A 19,936-nucleotide genomic window follows, 5' to 3' on the forward strand; every position below is an offset into this window, starting at 1 on the left:
ACGGATATGCCCAACACTCCTGAAACCATAGCTGCCAGCGCTTACCCTGCAAGCGCTACAGGCAAAAACAACGCCCAGTACAGCATCGGCATCGATCTGGGCACCACGCACTGCGCGCTGTCGTACGTGGACCGGCACGCCAGCGACGGCGACGCCGTCGTGCAGCAGGTGCTGGATATTCCGCAACTCACCGGACCGGCCAGCGTGGAGGCGCGGCCGCTGCTGCCCTCCTTCCTGTACCTGCCGCATGAGAGCGAGTTGAGCGCCGCCGACACGGCGCTGCCCGGTGGCGGCGCAGGCCAGGACGGCGTGGTGGGCGAGCTGGCGCGCACGCGCGGCGCGGCCACGCCGATCCGCCTGGTGTCCAGCGCCAAGAGCTGGCTGTGCCACCCGGGCGTGGACCGGCGTGCGCCCATCCTGCCGCCCGATGCGCCGTCGGAGGTGCCACGCGTGTCGCCCCTGGCCGCATCGGCGCGCTACCTGTCGCACCTGCGCTGGGCCTGGAACCAGGCCCACCCCGAGGCGCCGCTGGAGCAGCAGGACATCACCGTCACCATTCCCGCATCGTTCGACCCGGCCGCGCGCGAGTTGACGGCCGAGGCCTGCCGCGCCGCCGGCCTGGAGCGCCTGACGCTGCTGGAAGAGCCCCAGGCCGCGCTGTACAGCTGGATCCAGGCCAGCGGCGGCGGGTGGCGCAAGCAGGTCGCGAGCGGCGACGTCATCCTGGTGGTGGACGTGGGCGGCGGCACCACGGACCTGTCGTTGATCGCGGTGCTGGAGAAGGACGGCGCCCTGGAACTGCAGCGCGTGGCGGTGGGCGAGCACATCCTGCTGGGCGGCGACAACATGGACCTGGCCCTGGCCTATGGCGTGGCGCGCAAGCTGGCCCAGGAGGGCAAGCCGCTGGACGCCTGGCAGACCCGCGCCCTCGCCCATGGCTGCCGCGCGGCCAAGGAGCAGCTGCTGGCCGACGAGGCGCTGCCATCCGTGCCTGTGGTTGTCCCCAGCCGCGGCAGCAAGCTGATCGGCGGCAGCATCCGCACCGAGGTGACGCGCGCCGAAGTGCAGGCGCTGCTGGTCGAGGGGTTCTTCCCGCAGGTGGCCGTGGGCGACAAGCCCCTGACCCGCGCGCGCGGCGCGCTCACGCAACTGGGCCTGCCCTACGCGCAGGACGCGGCCGTCACGCGCCACCTGGCGGCCTTCCTGTCGCGCCAGCTCGATGCCACGGCACAGATCCCTGGCCTGGCCGACAGGCAGGCGGGGGGCGCCAGCTTCCTGCACCCCACGGCCCTTCTGTTCAACGGCGGCGTGCTGAAGGCCCCCCAGATCGCTGAGCGCATCGTCGGCGTCATCAACGGCTGGCTGGCTGCCGAGGGCGCCGCCCCGGCCCGGCTGCTGGAAGGCGCCCAGCTGGACCTGGCCGTGGCACGCGGCGCGGCGTACTTCGGCCATGTCACTGCGGCGGGGCGCGGCGTGCGCATCCGCGGCGGCGCGGCGCAAAGCTACTACGTGGGCGTGGAGAGCAACATGCCCGCCATTCCCGGCATGGAGCCGCCCCTGAGCGCCCTGTGCCTGGCGCCGTTCGGCATGGAGGAAGGCACCGAGGTCGCGCTGCATGCCCAGGAATTCGGCCTGGTGGTGGGCGAGCCGGTGCGGCTGCGCTTCTTCGGCTCCAGCGTGCGCCGCGGCGACACCGTGGGCACGCTGCTGGACTTCTGGGGGCCCGAAGAGCTGGTGGAACTGCAGGAGATCGAGGCCCACCTGCCCCCCGAGGGCCGCACGCCCGGCGAGGTCGTACCCGTCACCCTGCACGCCCGCGTGACCGATATCGGCACGCTGGAGCTGAGCGCCGTTCCCGTGGGAGGCCATGAGCGCTGGAAGGTGGAGTTCGACGTGCGCGCCCAGACACAGGCCTGACGCCAGCGCCATGCACTGCCTGGTCGTCATCGCGCATCCGCTGGAGGACAGCCTGTGCCAGTCGCTGGCGCAGGAAGCCATCCGCACCCTCACCGCCGCAGGGCACACGGTGCAGGTGGAGGACCTGTGCCGCACGGGCTTCGCGCCCGCGCTCACGGCGGCGGAGCGCCGCAGCTACTACGGCACGGCCTTCGACGGCGGCGCTGTGCAAGCGCAGATCGACCGGCTGCTGCAGGCCGAGGCGCTGGTGCTGGTCTTTCCGACCTGGTGGTTCGGCTTTCCGGCGGTGCTCAAGGGCTGGTTCGACCGCGTATGGGCGCCCGGCGTGGCTTACGACCATGCGACCGACCTGGGGCCCATCCGCCCCCGCCTGCACCGGCTGCGCAGGACACTGGCCATCACCACGCTGGGCTCGCCCTGGTGGGTGGACCGGCTGGTGCTGCGCCGGCCTGTGCGGCGCGTGCTCAAGACGGCGCTGCTGGGCACCTGCGCGCCACGCAGTGCCTTCGACATGCTCTCGCTCTACGGCGCCGAGCGCCTGTCCGCCGCCCAGGTGCAGCGGTTCAACGCGCGCATCGCACGCGCGCTGTCTTCATGGGCTTAGCCGGGTGAAACGCTACACCGTCGGCATCGACCTGGGCACCAGCCACACCGCCTGCGCCTATGCGCCGCTGGAAGGCCGCGCGGCGGACATCGCGCTGCTGCCCATCCCGCAGCGCCTCTCGGCGGGCGAGGTGCAGGCGCAGCCGCTGCTGCCCTCGCTGCGCTACCAGGCGGCACCCGGCGAGTTGGGCGAGGCGTGGCGACAGCCGTGGCCGCCCCTGGAGGCCACGGACGACACCCCGGCCACCCTCGGCCGCTGGGCGCGCGACCTGGGTGCAGCCGTGCCAGGGCGGCTGGTGGAAAGTGCCAAGAGCTGGTTGTCCCACCCAGGCGTGGACCGCACGGCGCCCATCCTGCCCTGGGGCGCGCCGCAGGACGTGGCCCGGGTCTCGCCGGTGCAGGCCAGCGCGTCGTACCTGGCACATGTGCGCGCGGCATGGGACGCCGCCCACCCCGATGCGCCGCTGCATGCGCAAGACCTGGTGCTCACCGTGCCGGCTTCGTTCGACGAGGGCGCGCGCGCGCTCACGCTGGAGGCCGCACGCCTGGCCGGCTTGCCAGCGCTGCAGCTCTTGGAAGAGCCCAAGGCCGCATTCCACGACTGGCTGGCGCTGCAAGGCGAACAACTGGCCGCGCAATTGGCGGGCTGCCGCCTGGTACTGGTGGTGGACGTGGGCGGCGGCACCACGGATCTCACGCTGATCCGCGTGGACACGCAGGCCGGCGGCACGCCCCGGCTGACGCGCATCGCCGTGGGAGAGCACCTGATGCTGGGCGGCGACAACATGGATCTGGCGCTGGCGCACCTGCTGGAGCCGCAGTTCGCCGGCGACGGTGGCCACCTGCCCGCCGCGCGGTTACCCGCCGCGCGTTTGCCCGCCGCGCGCTTCGCCCAACTGGTGCAGCGCTGCCGGCAGGCCAAGGAGTTGCTGCTGGCCGACGGCGCCCCCGACAGCGCCGCAGTCACCCTGCTGGGCACGGGCAGCCGCATGCTGGCGCAGACACACACGGCCACGCTCACACGCGCGCAGGTGCTGCAATGCGTGGTGGAAGGCTTTCTGCCGCAGGTACCGATCGGCGATCGCCCGGCGCGCCGCCAGGGTGCGCTGCGCGGGCTGGGCCTGCCCTACCCCGCTGACGCGGCCATCACGCGCCATCTGGCGCAGTTCCTGGCGCAGCACGCTGGGGGCGATTTGCCCGACACCCTGCTGCTCAACGGCGGGGTATTCCATGCGCCGGCGCTGGTGCAGCGGCTCACGGAGGTGCTTGCGCACTGGCGCGGCGCACTGCCCCGCGTGCTGCACAACCCGCATCCCGACTGGGCCGTGGCGCGCGGCGCTGCGGCGTACGGGTTGGCGCAGCATTCATCATCAAATACGCACACAGCCCAGTCAGGACAAGCGCCAGCAGCTCCTAAAACCATAGTCCCACGCATCGGCGGCGGCTCGGCGCGCAGCTACTGGCTGGTGCTGCCGGGCAAGGCGGGCACTGCGCCGCAGGGCATCTGCCTGCTGCCCCGCGGCACCGAAGAAGGCGTGCGCCTGGTCCTGACGAGCCGGCGCTTCGCGCTGCGGCTGGGCCAGGCCGTGCGCTTCGCGCTGGTGGCGCGCAGCCAGGGCCAGGCGCAGGCCGGGCAGATCGCACCGCTGGAGGGCGACGGCTGGGCGGAACTGCCGCCGCTGGCCACGGCGCTGCCCGCACCCGAAGGCCGCGCCACCGCCCAGGTGGAAGTGCAATTGCAGGCCTGCATGACCGAGGTGGGCACGCTGGAGGTGCGCTGCGTGGCAACGCAGGAGGCGGACCAATCCTGGCGGCTGCCCTTTGCCGTGCGCGGCGCGGCGGGCACCGATGGCGCTTCCAAATCGATAGCTTCTCGCACAGAACTAGAAAGCGTCAGCGGCCAAAAAGGCTCGGAGGGTAAAGCCTCACGCCTGCCCCAGGCGCTGGCGCTGATCGACCGCATCTTCGGCACCCAGGCACAGGACGTGGCGCCCAAGGAGGTCCGCCAGCTGCGCCAGTCGCTGGAAAAAATCCTGGGCCCCCGCGCCGGCTGGGACGTGGCCTTGCTGCGCGCGCTGTTCGATGCATTGCTGGCGCGTGCGCGCCGCCGCCGGCGCACGCCCGAGCACGAACGCACGTGGCTCAACCTGGCAGGCTGGTGCTTGCGCCCGGGGGTGGGCGCCGAGCTGGACGCGTGGCGCATCGCGCAGGTCTGGCAGCTCTACCCCCAGGGCCTGGGCCACGGCCAGGACGCCGCCAACTGGACCGAATGGTGGGTGTTCTGGCGCCGTGTGGCCGCGGGTCTGGACGAGGCGCAGCAGATGCAGGTGCTGGAAGCGGTGGCCGGCTGCATGCAAAAGACCGTGCAACGCAGCCAGGGCAAGGCCGCGTGGGGCAGCTACGACGACATGCTGCGCCTGTTCGCCGCCATGGAGGCCGTGCCCTGGCAGTACCGCCAGGAAATGGGCCAGTGGATGCTGCAGCGCCTGCTGCGGCCCGATGAGTCCGCACAGACCTGGTGGGCCATCGGCCGCCTGGCAGCGCGCCAGCCGCTGGCAGCCAACGCCCACCGCGTGATGCCGCCCGAGGCCGCGGCCGAGTTTCTGCATGCCACGCTGCGCGAGGACTGGCGCCACAACGAGCATGCCCTGTTCGCCGCCGCGCAGATCGCCCGCATGACCGGCGACCGCGCCCGCGACCTACCCGACGCTCTGCGCACCGAAGTGCTGGAAAAGATGCGCGCCACCCACGCGCCCGCACGCTGGATCGCGCTGGTGGAACAGCCCACGGCCATGGAGGCCGAGGACCAGCAGCGCAGCCTGGGCGACAGCCTGCCGCCCGGGCTGGTGCTGGTGGGATGAGGCCTCGCAGACGCCCACCCAGAAGGGTGCTGGTTACTGCGACGTCCAGACGTAATAGGCGACGTTTTCGTACATGAACGCCGGGAGGGTTGAGATGACGAAGTCACGCTCTGCTGCACTCACCGTGTAGAAATGCGCGCCCGTCTGGGAGTTATAGAAACGGTAGACGGGCATGGCACTGCCACCCGCTGCACTTTGTGCATACCAGGTGGGGCCTTCGTACTGGAACGCCGGCAGGGTGACATTCACATAGTCGCGTTCGGCCGTGCTGATCGTGTAGAAGTGCGCGCCGGTGCCCGTGTTGTAGAAGCGGTACACCGCGCTCAAGCCCGCTTGCTGCACGGGGTAAGCATAGAACGCCACGTTCTCGTACTGGAATGCAGGCAGTGTGGCGATGACGTAATCACGCTCTGCAGCGCTGTTGGTGTAGAAATGTGCGCCGGTTTGTACATTGTAAAAACGGTAGACCGCTGTGCGCGAGCCACCCGTACCGCCTCCGGGCGTCCCCGCGGAACCTGCCTCCAGCCATTGCTTGAGGGCCGGATACACGATGTCGAAGCGTGCGTAGTTGTCGGAGCCTGCGGTGGTGGAGCAGGTGGCACTGCCATTGGAGAGCGTACCCGTCAAACGTCCGTCGAAGAAGAGCCCCGAACCGCTGCTGCCGGGCTCGGTCGTTCCCTGGCTCCAGCCCACGTTGTAGTAGTAGCCGCTGGATGAAGCACCGCACAGGTACGAGCCTGCATCGGCGGGAATGCAGTTGTTCAGGCCACGTACCGCACCAAAGCTGATCTTTTGCAGATCGCCGCGCGGGTGGTGAACCCCTACCACGCTCTGGCCTGCAGAGCGTGTGCCGGCGTCCCATCCCGCAAAGACGGCGCCTGCGGGCGGCGTGTCGTTCAAGCGCAACAGGGTAGAGTCCGGGTTGTCCGACGTATACAGCAGCGTCGCGCCGTTGCGTAGCACACGATAGGACGCAGAAAGCGTGCGCGCATCGCAGCTGGGCGAGCGATAGAACCACGAGGTTTGCAATGTGGACGCCACGGTCTGGCTGCTGATGCAATGATTCGCGGTAATGAAGTAAGGCGTCGCCGTACTGTTGCGATCATTGAGCAGCGTGCCCGTGCAGAGGTAGCCGTATCCGTCCTTCACGAACAGCATGCGCGCAACCGCATTGCGCTGTGTGCTGTAGTTGTCGTAGCAGGTGGCGTCCAGGTTGCAATAGCCGGATTCATTGATCTTGGCTGTGATGGCCTGCTCATCCTCCAGCGGCAGCGAGAGGTTTTCGTAGACATGCATCACCTGGGGAATGGACAAGCGCAGGGTGTCCGTGGAGGTGCCGGGCGGCAGTTCGATCTCCAGTGTCACCTCGTCACCGCCACTGTCAGGTGTCCACCAGGTACGACCCTCGGCGCTGACATCCCCCGCCGCGGCGTTGGCCTGCAGGATCTGCAGGACACGCTGGCCTGCGATTTCAAATACGGCATCGCGGTTGCGCTGGGTATAGACGCGCAGCAAAGCGCTGCCGGGAAGCTGTTCCACTACGACGCCCAGGCGCAGTCCATATGCGTTTTCTGACGTCACACTCACCGCAGCCACCCAGCCACCGTTGGCAGACCTCTGCCAGGGCAACATTTCGCCCAGTGCCTGGGGTGTCGCAGTCGTGGAGCTCGTCCGCTGCGCGCCCACCTGCAGAGCGCCACCTAGCGGTACGGCAGCCTTCTCGGCGACCCAGGCGCCCAAATTCACTTGAGCGGCGGGAATCACGGCAGCGGCCATGCGCTTGGTGGGCACGAATTCCTCGGGGGTGTCCCCAGGCTGGGTATAAGCCTGCACGCGCAAGGGATCGAGATGAACTGATTGCGCGTAGACACCGAAGCTCAACGCCGCGCTAAGACAGACGACAGCGGCCCCCGCGATGGCGCCTCGGATCTTTTTGAGTGGCATACCCTCTCCCAATGTAGTGGCGCCACATTCTAGAGTCGGCAGCGGCGCTTACCCCAAAGACGCAACTGCCCCAAAGCCATCACCGCTGCGGCAATCAAGCCACGATCAGAGCCCCGCTGCGGGATTCAGCCAGCGCCGCAGCGCCGTGCGGTAGCTGGTGTCGAAACGACCGTAATAGTCCACGCCGTCGCGCGCAGCGCAGCTGGCGGTTCCGCCCAGAAGCTGGCCCACCACATAGCGGCGCTCGCCAAACGTCACGAACGCGGCCGAGCCGCTGCTGCCGCCCTCCGTCGTGCCCTCCTGCCAGCCCAGCGTAAGGAAGGTGCCGTCGTCCGCATTACTGGAACGGCAACTGTTGTCCACGCATGTGCTGTAGCGCTGCATGGAGCCCAGGCTGACCTTCTGCAGATCGCCCTGGGGGTGGTGCACACCCGCCAGCGCCGTGCCAACGCCCACGCCGCCAAAGTACGAGCCTGCATAGACGATGCCGGCAGGCGCCTGGCTGTTGAGCTGCATGAAGGCCGTGTCCGTGGTGGCCGACGCGTACAGCAGCGCCGCACCGCCGGTGACGCGCACGGCGGCGGGGTTCACGGTGGCAGTGCCGCAGCTGCTGGAACGGTAGAACCAGTCCGTGGTGAGCGTGGACGCCACGGCCTGCGTGGAAATGCAATGGTTGGCGCTTAGGAAGTAGGGCGTACCGCTGGACGCCGCATCGTTGAGCAGCGTGCCGGTGCACAGGTAGCTCTTGCCATCGTCGCGCACAAAGATCATGCGCGCCACCGAGCGGCTCTGGTCGTTGAACTCCGGTCGGCAGGTCGCGTCCACGTTGCAGCTGCCCGACTCGCCCACCTTCTGGGCAAAGGCCTGCTCCGCCTGTGCGGGCGCCAGCGTGAAATGCGACAGCCGCGGCACGGACAGCCGGACGGCCGCTGGCGAGGCCGCAGCGGGAATCTCCACTTCCAGTGTGGTTTGCGGGCCGCTGAAGTCCGGGCTCCAATAGGTGCGCGCGGTGGTGTCATCCGCACCGCCACGCGCATTGCGCGCGGCGATGTCCTGCAGCTCGGACGCGCGCACCTCCATGGCCCCCGCGCCCTGCTCGCCGTAGAAGCGCAGCACCGCGCCCTCGGGCAGCGACTGCACGAGCACGCCCAGACGCACGCCATACGCTCCGTCGGCCGTGAAGCGCAGCGCAGCGGCCTGCGTGCCCCGCGCCGTCGGTTGCCAGCGCAGCAGGGCCGCAGTGGCCGCGACGGTGGCGGTGTCCGCCACGCTGCGCGCCTCGCCGATCTGCAAGGGCGTTCCGGGAGTGGCGGAGACCACGCCCTTCACGGCCGTGAGCGCGCCGAGGGCGATGGTGCGGGTTGCCTGTGCACTGACGACCGGGCTCACCGGCTGCTGCGAGGTGGCCACCTTGGCCGTGCCGCTGGGATCGTAGGGCTCGATGCGGTCGCCCGCCACCGGAGGCGCAGGAGAGGGCGTGTCGTTGCCGCCGCCGCCACAGGCAGCCAGTGCCAATACGAGGGGCAGCGTCGCCCAGCCGAGTCGGGATGGATTCATGGTGAAGACCTCCAGAGCGCGACCACCAGGCCGCGGGGTTACTTGGACAGGGACTTCAGCGCCAGCTTGATCCCCTCGCTCACTCCCACATCCGCCGGCAGCGCCTTGAGCGCCGCGGCGGCCTCCTTGTCGTTATAGCCCAGGGCCAGCAGCGCCTGCAGGATGTCGGCCTGGTTGTCGTTGGCCGCATGCGCACGCACGCCGACGTCCGCGCCCAGCTTGCCTTTCAGCTCCAGCAGCAGCCGCTCGGCGGTTTTCTTGCCGATGCCCGGCACTTTGACCAGGCGCCCTGCTTCCTGCAGCGAAACGGCCTGCGCCAGGTCCGCCACGCCCATGCCCGAGAGGATGGACAGCGCTGTGCGTGGCCCCACGCCGCTGATCTTGATGAGTTCGCGAAACGCCTGGCGCTCCTGCGCCGTACCAAAGCCGTACAGCAACTGCGCATCCTCGCGCACGATGAACTGCGTGAGCAGGCTCACCCGCTCACCCACGGCGGGCAGGTTGTAGAAGGTGCTCATGCTGACCTGCACCTCGTAGCCCACGCCGTGGCAGTCCACCAGCACCTCGGGGGGGTTCTTTTCCAGCAGCGTGCCGGTCAATTTGCCTATCATGGATGTCCTTTGCCGCGCCGGACACCCGCCGCGGAACTTCGACCGGAATTATCAGCGTGATCCTGCGCCACACCTTCACCCCCCATAACAACACGCGCCTGACCCATCTGTGCGGCCCCGCCGATGTGCACCTGCGCACCATCGAGGCGGCGCTGCAGGTCTCCATCGCCCACCGGCACGAGCAGTTCAAAGTGGACGGCCCCAAGGCCAAGGCCACGCAAGCCATGGAGTTGCTGCAGGCGCTGTACGAGATGGCGGATCGCCCCATCAAGGAAGAACACCTGCAGCTCATGCTGGCCGGCGACGCCAGCATGCAGGGCGATGACGAAGCCAGCGCCATCCAGCTCACCACGCGCCGCGCCGACCTGCGCGCGCGCACGCCCACGCAGGCCACCTACCTGGAAAACATCGCCACGCACGACATCACCTTCGGCATCGGCCCGGCGGGCACCGGCAAGACGTACCTGGCCGTGGCCTGCGCGGTGGATGCGCTGGAGCGCAGCAGCGTGCAGCGCATCGTGCTCACCCGCCCGGCCGTGGAAGCTGGTGAGCGCCTGGGCTTCCTGCCGGGCGACCTGACGCAGAAGGTGGACCCGTACCTGCGCCCACTGTATGACGCGCTGTACGACCTGATGGGCTTTGACCGCGTGCAGAAGGCCTTCGAGCGCAATGCGCTCGAGATCGCGCCGCTGGCCTTCATGCGCGGGCGCACGCTGAACAATGCCTTCGTCATCCTCGACGAGGCGCAGAACACCACGCCCGAGCAAATGAAGATGTTCCTCACGCGCATCGGCTTCGGCGCGCGCGCGGTGGTCACAGGCGACGTGAGCCAGATCGACTTACCCAAGGGCGCGATGAGCGGCCTGATCGACGCCGAGCGGGTTTTGAAGCGCGTCAAGGGCATCGCCGTCACGCGCTTCACCAGCGCCGACGTGGTGCGCCACCCGCTGGTGGCGCGCATCGTGGATGCCTACGACGCGCAGCGCAGCCGCCGCGGCGCAGGCGAGTAGTCGCCTGCCAAAAGCTCACAAATTCATAGCTACTCGCGCTTGATAGATAAGCGCTGGAGGCCAAAATGGCTTTGAACCAATTGTCCTTGTCCCTCCAATTTGCACGCGACGCGGAGGCCACCGCGCACCGCGCCACCCTGCCCCGCCACGCGGTTGCGCGCTGGATCCGCCACGCCCTGGCCGTGGATGCCGAGATCACCGTGCGCATCGTGGGCGCCGAGGAAGGCCAGCGCTTGAACCGCGAGTTCCGCCACAAGGACTACGCCACCAACGTGCTCACCTTCGACTACCAGCAAGAGCCCGTGGCCGTGGCCGATCTGGTGCTCTGCGCCCCCGTGGTCGAGCGCGAGGCCCGCGAGCAGAACAAGACGCTAGAGGAGCACTACGCCCACCTGCTGGTGCACGGCACGCTGCACGCCCAGGGCTGGGACCACGAAACCAGCGAACAGGACGCGCAGGAAATGGAGGCGTACGAGACCGCCATCCTGCAGGAGTTGGGCTTCGCGGACCCCTACGCGGCATAACTGGCAGGCGCTCACCACCGCGGGCGCCGGGGTGCGGAAAGCTGTTTTGCGCCCAGGTCACAAACGCGCCCGCCGGTGCGGCCTAAGATGCCGCGCGCCTGCGTCCTGCAGGTCCGCCTCTCACGCGGCGACCATCTCTTAAGGGAAGAACCCACGCATGGACATCCTGGGCTGGACGACCTCCATCGGCCACTTGGCACTTCTGCTCACCGCCGCATTCATCGCCGGTGCGCTCAACGCTGTAGCCGGCGGCGGCAGCTTCCTCACCCTGCCCGCGCTAGTGTTCACCGGTGTGCCGCCCGTGGTCGCCAACGCCACCGGCACTGTGGCCTTGCTGCCCGGCTACATGGCCGGTGCCTGGGGCTTTCGGGAAGACATGCAGCCGCCGCCGGGCCTGTCGATGCGCGCCGTGGTCGTGCTGTCGCTCATCGGCGGCTCGGCCGGTGCGGCGCTACTGCTGTTCACGCCCGACGCCACCTTCCGCAAGGTCGTGCCCTGGCTGCTGCTGGCGGCCACGGCACTCTTCGCCTTTGGCCCGCAGCTGCGGCAATGGGCCGGCAAAGCCGGCCATGGCACGCCCTCGGCTCTGAAAGCCGGCGCGGGCATGCTGGCGGTGGCGGCCTACGGGGGCTATTTCAACGGGGGCCTGGGCATCCTGCTGCTGGCGCTGTTCGGGCTGCTGGGGCAGACGCAGCTCAACGCCATGAATGGCATGAAGAACCTCGTGTCGGCCCTGCTCACAGCGATTGCCGTGGCCATCTATGCCGCAGGCGGCATCGTGCTGTGGCCGCAGGCCCTGGTGATGATGGTGGCCGCCACGTTGGGCGGCTACGGCGGCGCGCGCGTGGCACGGCAACTGCCCGCGTCGGTACTGCGCTGGGGCATTGTGGCCACGGGGCTGGTGATGGCGGGGCTGTTCTTCCTGAAGGGCTGAACCCCGCCCCTCAAGGCCCCAGGCGCGCTACAGCAAGCGCGCCTTCACCATCTTGCCTTTGACGCGGCCCGCATTCAGCTTGGCGCAGGCCTGGGCCGCGATGGCGCGGTCCACGGCCACGTAGGTGGAAAAATCGTTGACGCTGATCTTGCCGATCTGCTCGCGCGCATAGCCGAAGTCGGCGCACATGGCGCCCATCACGTCGCCGGCGCGGATCTTGTCCCTGCGCCCGCCGATGATTTGGATGGTGCACATGGGTGGCTGCAGTTCGCCCCCTGCCGTGGGGGTGAGTTCATCCACCGGAAAGAACTCGCAGGCACGGCCTTGCAGCAATTCGATCTTGCCCACGCTGCCCATCTCATCCATGCTGACCAGGTGCAGCGCCAGCCCCTCGGCATCGCCACGGCCCGTGCGGCCGATGCGGTGGATGTGTACCTCGGGATCGGGCGTCACATCGACGTTGATCACGGCCGAGAGGTCGGCAATATCGATGCCGCGCGCCGCCACGTCGGTGGCCACGAGCACGCTGCAGCTCTTGTTGGCAAACTGCACCAGCACCTCGTCACGCTCGCGCTGCTCCAACTCGCCAAACAGGGCGAGGGCACTGAATCCCTGGCTCTGCAGCGCAGTCACCACGTTACGGCACTGCTGCTTGGTATTGCAGAAGGCAATGCTCGACGCAGGGCGAAAGTGCGCGAGCATGCGCGCCACCACGTCGACCTTCTCGCGTGCATCCACCTCATACCAGCGCTGCGCGATCTTGCCGGCACCGTGCTGCGCGGCCACCTTCACCATCTGGGGCGCGCGCATGAAACGCTGTGCCAGTCCCTCAATGCCGTCGGGATAGGTGGCGGAGAACAGCAGGGTCTGGCGCTCGGCCGGACACTGGCGCACCACGGTCTCAATATCGGCCAGGAAGCCCATGTCCAGCATGCGGTCGGCCTCGTCAAGCACCAAGGTCTTGAGGTTGGCGATGTCGAGCTTGCCGCGCTCCATCAGGTCCATCACGCGGCCCGGCGTGCCGACCACGATGTGGGCACCGTTCTCCAGCGAAGCAATCTGGCCGCGCGAAGGCACGCCTCCATACACAGTGACGACCTTGATGTTGTCTTGCGCACGCGCCAAGCGGCGGATCTCGGTGGCCACCTGATCGGCCAGCTCGCGCGTGGGGCACAGCACCAGGCCCTGGACGGCGAACCAGCGCGGGTTCAGCCGATCGACCATGGCCAAGCCAAAGGCCGCTGTCTTGCCGCTGCCGGTGCTGGCCTGGGCGATCAGATCCCGGCCCTGCAGGCTGAAGGGCAGGCTGGCGGCCTGGATGGGCGTCATCTGCGCATAGCCCAGCTGCTGCAGGTTGGCCAGCATTTCAGGGGACAGAGGCAGCGATGAGAAGGCGGTGGCGGACGGGGCAGGCGACGCGCCTGAAGAGATGGTCATGGTCGCCAATTATCCCGGCGCTATCCGCAGCGGAAGGGTCACCGGTCCGTCGTTGACCAGGTGCACCTGCATGTCGGCGGCAAAGCGGCCCGTGGCCACCATGGGGTGCACGGCGCGCGCCTGGGCGACGAAGTAGTCGTACAGCCGCTCCCCCTGCGCCGGCGGTGCCGCCTGCGTGAAGCTGGGCCGGTTGCCGCCGCGCGTGTCGGCGGCCAGGGTGAACTGGCTGACGATGAGCAGGCCGCCGCAGGTGCCCTGCCCGTCCAGGTCCTGCACGCTGCGGTTCATCTTGCCGACCTCGTCGCTGAAGATGCGCAGCTTGAGCATTTTGGCCAGCAGCTTGTCGGCCTGCGCCTCGCTGTCGCCCTGCTCGGCGCACACCAGCGCCAGCAGCCCCGGGCCGATGCGGCCCACGATCTCGCCGGCCACTTCCACGCGCGCCTCGCGCACGCGCTGCAGCAGGCCGATCATGTGCCGGCTCCTCCCGGCGCGGCCGCCTCGGCGGTCTCGAACACCGTAGCCTGCCCCTCGGGCAGCAGTTCGATGGTGGCGCGCAGGCCGGGCACGGCCTGCATCAAGGCCTGCTCGACGGCGGTGCGCTGCTCGGCGGCGTGCCCCAGCGTCCAGTGCGCGGGCACATGCATGTGCAGATCCACGTAGTTGCGCGCGCCGGCGCGGCGCGAGGTGAGGCTGTCGAAATACACCACCCCTGCGCTGGCGTGGTTGTGCTCGCCCAACACCGTGAACACGCGCGCCAGCAGGCTGGGCTCCATGGCCTCGTCCATGAGGCCCTGCGAGGCGCGCCAGATCAGCGCGCCCCCTTCGCGCAGGATGTTCAACGCCACCGCGATCGCCACCAGCGGGTCCAGCCACAGCCAACCGGTGGCGCCAGCGGCCAGTAGCCCGCCCACCACGCCGATGGAGGTCCACACATCGGTCATCAGGTGCCGCGCATCGCCTTCCAGCGCCAGCGACCGGTGCACCTGCGCCGCGCGCAGCATGCCCCATGCGAGCAGGCCGTTGCAGGCCGTGCTCAACAGCGACAGGCCCATGCCCCAGCCCAGTTGCTCCAGCGGTTGCGGGTGCATCAGCCGCAGCACGGCCGCCCAGAGGATGGCGATGCTGGCCCCCACGATGAGAATGCCCTCGAAGCCGGACGAGAAATATTCCGCCTTGTGGTGTCCGTAGGGGTGGTCCTCGTCCGCCGGGCGGCGCGCAATGGTCACCATGGCCAGCGCGAACATCGCGCCCGCCAGATTGACGAACGACTCCAGCGCATCCGACAGCAGGCCCACCGAGCCGCTGACCCACCAGGCCAGCGTCTTGAGCACGATGGTGAGCAGGGCCACGCCCACCGAGGCGCGCAGCAGGTTGTGGGGCGTCATCCACGCGGGAACGCTCAAGGGGCCGGAGGGTGCGGAAGGCATACAGCGATTATCCCGCCGCCGTGCCGCCCTGCTGGCACACAAGCGCCCGGCGCGCCGCCGGACGCGCCTGCTCGCCAAAGGCCAGGCGTTGAGATATAAGCTCCGGGACCGACCGCCCACTGGATATGCCCTCCCCTCGCCCCCCTGCCTCCCCCTCCCTGCCCGACCTGGGCCCCCGCGCCAGTGATGCGCTGCTGCGGCTCATCGCCGACTCGGTGCCCGTCATGCTGGCCTATTACGAATCAACCAGCCTGCGCTGCGTGTTCGCCAACCAGCGCTATGCCACTTTCAGCGGGCAAACGGTGCAGAGCATCATCGGCAAGACGGTGCGCGAGGCGATCGGCGAAAAGGCCTGGCAGGAGATCCTGCCCTACGTGCAGCGCGCGCTGGCTGGGGAGAGCGTTCAGTACACCCGCGAATACGCCGGCCCGCAGGGGCGCGCGCATATGCTGGAGATCAGCCTGCAGCCGCACTTCGGGGTGCGCGAAGGACGCAACGCGATGGTGGGTGCATTCGTGCTCATCAACGACATCACCCACCACTGGGAGGCCGAGCGCGCCGTGCGCCAGAGCGAGGAGCGCATGCGCAAGTTCGCCATCGCTACCGAGGAGGGACTTGCCTTTCACCGCGACGGGCGCATTCTGGATGCCAACGAAGCGCTGCAGCGCATGGTCGGCTATTCGCTGGCCGAGCTCGTAGGCCAGTCCATCTTCGATTTCGCGCTACCCGAGTACCGCGCGCTGGCCGTGGAATACACGCGCCGCGGCAGCGAGAAGCCCTACGAGCTCGCCATGCGCCACAAGGACGGCCGCGTGATCCCGATCGAGGTGGTGGGCAAGACCATGCCCCAGCAGGAGGGTGACTACCGCGTGGTGGTGGTGCGCGACATCACGGCGCGCAAGCAGGCGCAGGAGCAGGCGCGCTTCCTGGTGCTGCATGACACGCTGACCCAACTGCCCAACCGGCGCCACCTCATGATGCAGCTGGCACGCATGGCGAGTGCCGCGCAGGAGCGGCAGACCCGCGCAGCCGTGCTGTTCATCGACCTGGACCACTTCAAGACGGTCAACGAGTCCCTGGGAAACCAGGCCGGCGACCAGCTGCTGATCGAGATTGCGCGGCGCCTGCAGGACGGGGTGAAGGCCACCGACTTCGTCGCGCGTGTGGGCGGCGACCAATTCATCGTGCTGCTGCCCGACCTGGCCAACCGCGCCACAGCGGCCGAAGTGGCCGATGCGCTGCTGGCGCGCGTGCGCGCCGAGTTCGCCATCGGTGGCACGCCGCTGTCGCTGTCGCCTTCCATCGGCATCAGCGTCTTTCCGGACGACGGCTACAGCCCCGACGAGCTGCTGCGCCGCGCCGACGCGGCCATGCACCACACCAAGGAAAGCGGGCGGGGCACGCGCATGTTCTATGAACCGGGCATGGAAGGCCAACCCACGGAGCTGCTGCAGCAAGAGCACCTGCTGCGCGAGGCCGTGTTCCAGGGAGCCTTCGCACTGCACTACCAGCCCCAGGTGCGGGTGGCCGACGGCCGGCTGGTGGGCTTTGAGGCGCTGGTGCGTTGGCGACACCCGGTGCGCGGCCTCGTGGGGCCGGATGAGTTCATTCCGCTCGCCGAATCGCGCGGGCTCATCACGCCCATTGGCCGCTGGGTGCTGCACGAAGCCTGTCGCCAGCTCAAGGCATGGCACGACGAAGGGCTGCCCCGGGTGCCGGTGGCAGTGAACCTCTCGGCCATCGAGTTCCGCCAGCGCGACGTGGTGGGCGAGATCGCCCAGGTGCTGCAGTCCGCGGGCCTCGCACCGCAGTACCTGGAGGTGGAGATCACCGAATCCGCCCTCATGCAGCAGGCCGACCACACGCGCACCACCCTGCAGGCCCTGCAGGCCCTGGGCGTTGCCGTGACAGTGGACGACTTCGGCACGGGCTACTCGTCGCTGGCCTACCTCAAACGCTACCCGCTGGACAAGATCAAGGTGGACCGCTCCTTCGTCACCGACACGCCTGCCGACAGCGAAGACGTGGCCATCGTCACCGCCATCATCCAGCTCGCGCACAGCCTGCAGCTGCAGCCCGTGGCCGAAGGCGTGGAGACCGCGGAGCAGCTCGCGCTGCTGCAGCGCCTGGGCTGCGAACTGGCGCAGGGCTTTGGCATCGCACCGCCCATGGATGCGCAGCGCGCCCGCGAGTGGCTGCGCGCCCAGGCCGAGTGAGCAGCCGGCCCGGCCCGGCGCCGTGCCCACGCTGACACATGCGGCGTGGACAATAGGCACCATGGCCCAGATCCCCGCACTTCCCGATCCCACCTTCCACGCGACCGAGACCGAGGCACTGGCCCAGGTGCAGCGCATCTACCAGCAGCAGATCGACCACCTGCGCAGCGCCATGCAGCGCTTCGTGGCGGGAGAGACGCCCGCCGCGCCCGTGCGCGCGTTCTATCCCTTAGTGCGCGTGCAGACCAGCACCGTGGCGCGCGCGCCCACGCACCTGGCCTATGGCTTCGTGGAGGGGCCGGGGCGCTACGAGACCACGCTCACGCGGCCTGACCTGTTCGCCGACTACTACACGGAGCAGCTACGCCTGTTGCGCGCCAGCCACAACGTCGAGCTGGAAGTGGGCGTGAGTAATCAGCCCATCCCCATCCACTTCTCGTTCGCCGAGCACGACCACATCGAAGGCACGCTCAGCCCCGAGCGGCGCATGCTGATGCGCGACGTGTTCGACCTGCCCGACCTGGAGGCCATGGACGACGGCATTGCCAACGGCACCTGGTCGCCGCGCGCTGGCGAGGCGCAGCCGTTGTCGCTGTTTACCGCGCCGCGCGTGGACTATTCGCTGCACCGCCTGCGCCACTACACCGGCACGCAGCCCGAGTGGTTCCAGAACTTCGTGCTGTTCACCAATTACCAGTTCTACATCGACGAGTTCGTGCGCCTGGGCCATGCCGAGATGGCCAAGCCCGACAGCGAGTACATCGCCTTCATTGAGCCGGGCAACGTGGTCACGCGCCGCACGGGCCTGCCCGCGCAGGCCGGCGACGACCTGGGCGTGGCCCCGGCCCGCCTGCCGCAGATGCCCGCCTACCACCTCGTGCGCGCGGACCGCAGCGGCATCACCATGGTCAACATCGGCGTAGGCCCGAGCAACGCCAAGACCATCACCGACCACATCGCCGTGCTGCGCCCCCACGCCTGGATGATGCTGGGCCACTGCGCGGGCCTGCGCAACAGCCAGCAGCTGGGCGACTACGTGCTGGCCCACGCCTACGTGCGCGAGGACCATGTGCTGGACGAGGAGCTGCCGCTGTGGGTGCCCATCCCCGCGCTGGCCGAGATCCAGATGGCGCTGCAGCAGGCCGTGGCCGACGTGACGCAGATGCCGCAGGACCAGCTCAAGCGCATCATGCGCACCGGCACCGTGGCCAGCACCGACAACCGCAACTGGGAATTGCTGCCCGACAACATGCCCCAGCGCCGCTTCAGCCAAAGCCGCGCAGTGGCGCTGGACATGGAAAGCGCCACCATCGCCGCCAACGGTTTTCGCTTTCGCGTGCCCTACGGCACCCTGCTGTGCGTGAGCGACAAGCCGCTGCACGGCGAGATCAAGCTGCCCGGCATGGCCAACCATTTCTACCGCGAACGCGTGGACCAGCATCTGCGCATCGGCATGCGCGCCATCGACATCCTGCGCGCGGGCGGTGTGCACCGGCTGCACAGCCGCAAGCTGCGCAGCTTTGCCGAGGTGGCGTTCCAGTAGCCGCAGCCATTGCTATTTCATCGATAGCTGCTCGCGCTTATCCCATAAGCGTTTGAGCCGCTTTTTATCAATTTAGAGTAGCAACAGCACCGCGACGAAGGCCAGCGTGTGCAGCACCACGCCGCCACCGGCCGCCACGGCATAACGCCAGCCCCCGCTGACCAGCGCCGTCACGCATTTGCTGACGGCGTGCACGCTCAGCCCCGCCGCCAGCGCGCTCACCAGGCTGGGCCCCACGGGGTCCAGCGGCCGGCCCTGCGACATGATGGCCGCGGCGGCCGCATGGACGTCGGCCAGCGCCGCCACCAGGGCGCCGGCCAGCAGGCCCGCGTCGCCCCACCAGCCGCGCAGTGCCTGCACCAGCACCTGCACAGCCGTGAGCAGCGCGGCGATCAGCAGCGCGTCGCGCAGCTTGAACAGCGCCGTGCCGTCCACGTCCGCCGGGGCCGGCGCCTCACCCGCGGGCATGCTGCGCAGCAGTGCCCACCCCCAGACCAGCGCCACCACCCCGCCCGCCAGTGCCGGCGCCCACAACCGCACCAGCCACTGGGGCTGCACGGTGGCCGCCACCACCAGGATCTGCGCCATGGTCGCCACGCACGACAGCACGGCCGCGCCCCCCTGCGCGCGCACGGGCTCGCGCCCCTCGCGCACGGCCACGCCCAGGCTGGCGATGGTGGCGGTGCTGGAGATGAAACCCGAGGCCAGCGCCGACAGGGCGTTCGCGCGGCGCGCGTCCATGAGCCGGCGCGCCAGATGTGCCAGCGCCTGGATCACCAGCAGCACCACCACCAGGCGCACCAGCACCTGGGGGTTCAGCGCCTCCCCCCACAGGGGCTGGTTGGGCGCCAGCGGCAATACCAGCAGCGCCAGCGCAGCCAGGATCAGCCCGCCCCGCACCTCGCCCTGGCGCAGCCACTCGCGCGAAAACTCGTGCAGCGCCTCACGCGCCGCCAGCAGGCTGGTGACGGCGACGGCCAGCCCTGCCGCCACGGGCAGGCTCTGCGTGCACAGCACGCCGATCAGGTAGGCCAGCAGCAGCGCGATCTCGGTGGTCACGCCGGGGTCTTCGGAGCGGTCGCGCGCATAGGCCACCACGCCCAGCAGCGCAATGAACACCGCGCCCACCGCTATGAGCGCCTCGCTGCCCAGCAGCGCCGCCGTCGCACCCGACACCGCCGCCAGCGTGAACGAGCGCACGCCCGCGAGCGCGCGCAACGGGCCCTGGCCCTTGCGCCGTTCGCGCTCGATACCCATCAGCAGGCCGCTGCCCAGGGCGCCCGCCAGAACGGCCAGCGTGTCCTGGAAGCCGGTTGTGTCCATGGTGTCCATCGTGGTTGGTTGGCTTTGAC

At 69.1% G+C, this 19,936-nt stretch carries 15 protein-coding genes; 8 read left to right on the top strand and 7 right to left on the bottom strand.

Features of this window, described 5'->3' with window-relative positions; all coding sequences use genetic code 11:
* The first annotated feature begins 6 nt into the window (after positions 1-6).
* The 3 genes from QY917_RS11545 to QY917_RS11555 are packed head-to-tail and all read left to right on the top strand — an operon-like array spanning position 7 to position 5,381.
* The gene (locus QY917_RS11545) at positions 7-1,917 is read left to right on the top strand and encodes an Hsp70 family protein (protein ID WP_123676112.1); all 1,911 of its coding nucleotides are present in this window, start codon (positions 7-9) and stop codon (positions 1,915-1,917) included.
* 10 nt (positions 1,918-1,927) lie between these two features.
* A complete protein-coding gene (locus tag QY917_RS11550; protein WP_123676111.1) occupies positions 1,928-2,521 on the top strand; it encodes an NAD(P)H-dependent oxidoreductase in 594 nt (197 codons plus the stop codon).
* Positions 2,522-2,525: 4 nt separating this feature from the next.
* Complete coding sequence (locus tag QY917_RS11555) at positions 2,526-5,381, top strand: Hsp70 family protein (protein WP_123676110.1); 2,856 nt, start codon at positions 2,526-2,528, stop codon at positions 5,379-5,381.
* 33 nt (positions 5,382-5,414) lie between these two features.
* Here the strand turns inward: QY917_RS11555 and QY917_RS11560 are convergent, their stop codons facing one another.
* The 3 genes from QY917_RS11560 to ruvA form a co-directional block, all read right to left on the bottom strand.
* Complete coding sequence (locus QY917_RS11560) at positions 5,415-7,325, bottom strand: trypsin-like peptidase domain-containing protein (protein ID WP_123676109.1); 1,911 nt, start codon at positions 7,323-7,325, stop codon at positions 5,415-5,417.
* A 105-nt stretch (positions 7,326-7,430) separates the two neighbouring features.
* A complete protein-coding gene (locus QY917_RS11565; RefSeq protein ID WP_123676108.1) occupies positions 7,431-8,882 on the bottom strand; it encodes a serine protease in 1,452 nt (483 codons plus the stop codon).
* 38 nt (positions 8,883-8,920) lie between these two features.
* Positions 8,921-9,493, bottom strand: coding sequence for a Holliday junction branch migration protein RuvA (gene ruvA / locus QY917_RS11570; RefSeq protein WP_011806794.1), 573 nt, complete (start codon positions 9,491-9,493; stop codon positions 8,921-8,923).
* Positions 9,494-9,549: 56 nt separating this feature from the next.
* Between ruvA and QY917_RS11575 the strand changes: the two genes are divergently transcribed.
* The 3 genes from QY917_RS11575 (at position 9,550) to QY917_RS11585 (ending at position 11,961) form a co-directional block, all read left to right on the top strand.
* Positions 9,550-10,503 carry a PhoH family protein gene (locus QY917_RS11575; protein ID WP_041838940.1) on the top strand — a complete coding sequence of 318 codons (954 nt, stop codon included), beginning with the start codon at positions 9,550-9,552 and terminating at the stop codon, positions 10,501-10,503.
* 65 nt (positions 10,504-10,568) lie between these two features.
* Positions 10,569-11,027 carry an rRNA maturation RNase YbeY gene (gene ybeY / locus QY917_RS11580; protein ID WP_011806796.1) on the top strand — a complete coding sequence of 153 codons (459 nt, stop codon included), beginning with the start codon at positions 10,569-10,571 and terminating at the stop codon, positions 11,025-11,027.
* 157 nt (positions 11,028-11,184) lie between these two features.
* Entirely contained in the window at positions 11,185-11,961 is a 777-nt protein-coding gene (locus tag QY917_RS11585; protein ID WP_123676107.1) for a sulfite exporter TauE/SafE family protein, read from the top strand.
* A 27-nt stretch (positions 11,962-11,988) separates the two neighbouring features.
* On the opposite strand, the gene dbpA is transcribed toward QY917_RS11585, so the two are convergent.
* From dbpA to QY917_RS11600, 3 genes are read right to left on the bottom strand one after another with little or no spacing between them, the layout of a single operon-like run.
* On the bottom strand, positions 11,989-13,398 hold the full coding sequence (dbpA, locus tag QY917_RS11590) for an ATP-dependent RNA helicase DbpA (RefSeq protein ID WP_123676106.1): 1,410 nt from the start codon (positions 13,396-13,398) through the stop codon (positions 11,989-11,991).
* Positions 13,399-13,407: 9 nt separating this feature from the next.
* Positions 13,408-13,869 (bottom strand): D-aminoacyl-tRNA deacylase, encoded by a 462-nt coding sequence (dtd, locus tag QY917_RS11595; protein WP_123676105.1) that lies wholly within the window; start codon positions 13,867-13,869, stop codon positions 13,408-13,410.
* Complete coding sequence (locus QY917_RS11600; RefSeq protein WP_011806800.1) at positions 13,866-14,825, bottom strand: cation diffusion facilitator family transporter; 960 nt, start codon at positions 14,823-14,825, stop codon at positions 13,866-13,868. Before QY917_RS11600 ends, dtd begins: the two co-directional genes overlap by 4 nt.
* Positions 14,826-14,950: 125 nt before the next feature.
* Between QY917_RS11600 and QY917_RS11605 the strand changes: the two genes are divergently transcribed.
* Positions 14,951-17,041 carry a bifunctional diguanylate cyclase/phosphodiesterase gene (locus tag QY917_RS11605; RefSeq protein WP_123676104.1) on the top strand — a complete coding sequence of 697 codons (2,091 nt, stop codon included), beginning with the start codon at positions 14,951-14,953 and terminating at the stop codon, positions 17,039-17,041.
* 61 nt (positions 17,042-17,102) lie between these two features.
* Complete coding sequence (locus QY917_RS11610) at positions 17,103-18,584, top strand: AMP nucleosidase (RefSeq protein ID WP_123676103.1); 1,482 nt, start codon at positions 17,103-17,105, stop codon at positions 18,582-18,584.
* A 72-nt stretch (positions 18,585-18,656) separates the two neighbouring features.
* Here QY917_RS11610 and QY917_RS11615 read toward each other — a convergent pair whose 3' ends face one another.
* Positions 18,657-19,907: a DUF4010 domain-containing protein gene (locus tag QY917_RS11615; RefSeq protein ID WP_302076965.1), complete on the bottom strand. Its 1,251-nt coding sequence runs from the start codon at positions 19,905-19,907 to the stop codon at positions 18,657-18,659.
* Between the last annotated feature and the right edge of the window lie 29 nt (positions 19,908-19,936).

It is taken from the genome of Diaphorobacter sp. C33, from assembly GCF_030503915.1.
GTDB classification, from domain to species: domain Bacteria; phylum Pseudomonadota; class Gammaproteobacteria; order Burkholderiales; family Burkholderiaceae_C; genus Diaphorobacter; species Diaphorobacter nitroreducens.

Excerpts from the sequence above, each read along its gene's own strand:
- QY917_RS11545 (WP_123676112.1), top strand. The coding sequence starts at position 7 with ATGCCCAACACTCCTGAAACCATAGCTGCCAGCGCTTACCCTGCAAGC.
- QY917_RS11550 (WP_123676111.1), top strand. The coding sequence starts at position 1,928 with ATGCACTGCCTGGTCGTCATCGCGCATCCGCTGGAGGACAGCCTGTGC.
- QY917_RS11560 (WP_123676109.1), bottom strand. The coding sequence starts at position 7,325 with ATGCCACTCAAAAAGATCCGAGGCGCCATCGCGGGGGCCGCTGTCGTC.
- QY917_RS11565 (WP_123676108.1), bottom strand. The coding sequence starts at position 8,882 with ATGAATCCATCCCGACTCGGCTGGGCGACGCTGCCCCTCGTATTGGCA.
- ruvA (WP_011806794.1), bottom strand. The coding sequence starts at position 9,493 with ATGATAGGCAAATTGACCGGCACGCTGCTGGAAAAGAACCCCCCCGAG.
- ybeY (WP_011806796.1), top strand. The coding sequence starts at position 10,569 with ATGGCTTTGAACCAATTGTCCTTGTCCCTCCAATTTGCACGCGACGCG.
- QY917_RS11585 (WP_123676107.1), top strand. The coding sequence starts at position 11,185 with ATGGACATCCTGGGCTGGACGACCTCCATCGGCCACTTGGCACTTCTG.
- dbpA (WP_123676106.1), bottom strand. The coding sequence starts at position 13,398 with ATGACCATCTCTTCAGGCGCGTCGCCTGCCCCGTCCGCCACCGCCTTC.
- dtd (WP_123676105.1), bottom strand. The coding sequence starts at position 13,869 with ATGATCGGCCTGCTGCAGCGCGTGCGCGAGGCGCGCGTGGAAGTGGCC.
- QY917_RS11600 (WP_011806800.1), bottom strand. The coding sequence starts at position 14,825 with ATGCCTTCCGCACCCTCCGGCCCCTTGAGCGTTCCCGCGTGGATGACG.
- QY917_RS11605 (WP_123676104.1), top strand. The coding sequence starts at position 14,951 with ATGCCCTCCCCTCGCCCCCCTGCCTCCCCCTCCCTGCCCGACCTGGGC.
- QY917_RS11610 (WP_123676103.1), top strand. The coding sequence starts at position 17,103 with ATGGCCCAGATCCCCGCACTTCCCGATCCCACCTTCCACGCGACCGAG.
- QY917_RS11615 (WP_302076965.1), bottom strand. The coding sequence starts at position 19,907 with ATGGACACAACCGGCTTCCAGGACACGCTGGCCGTTCTGGCGGGCGCC.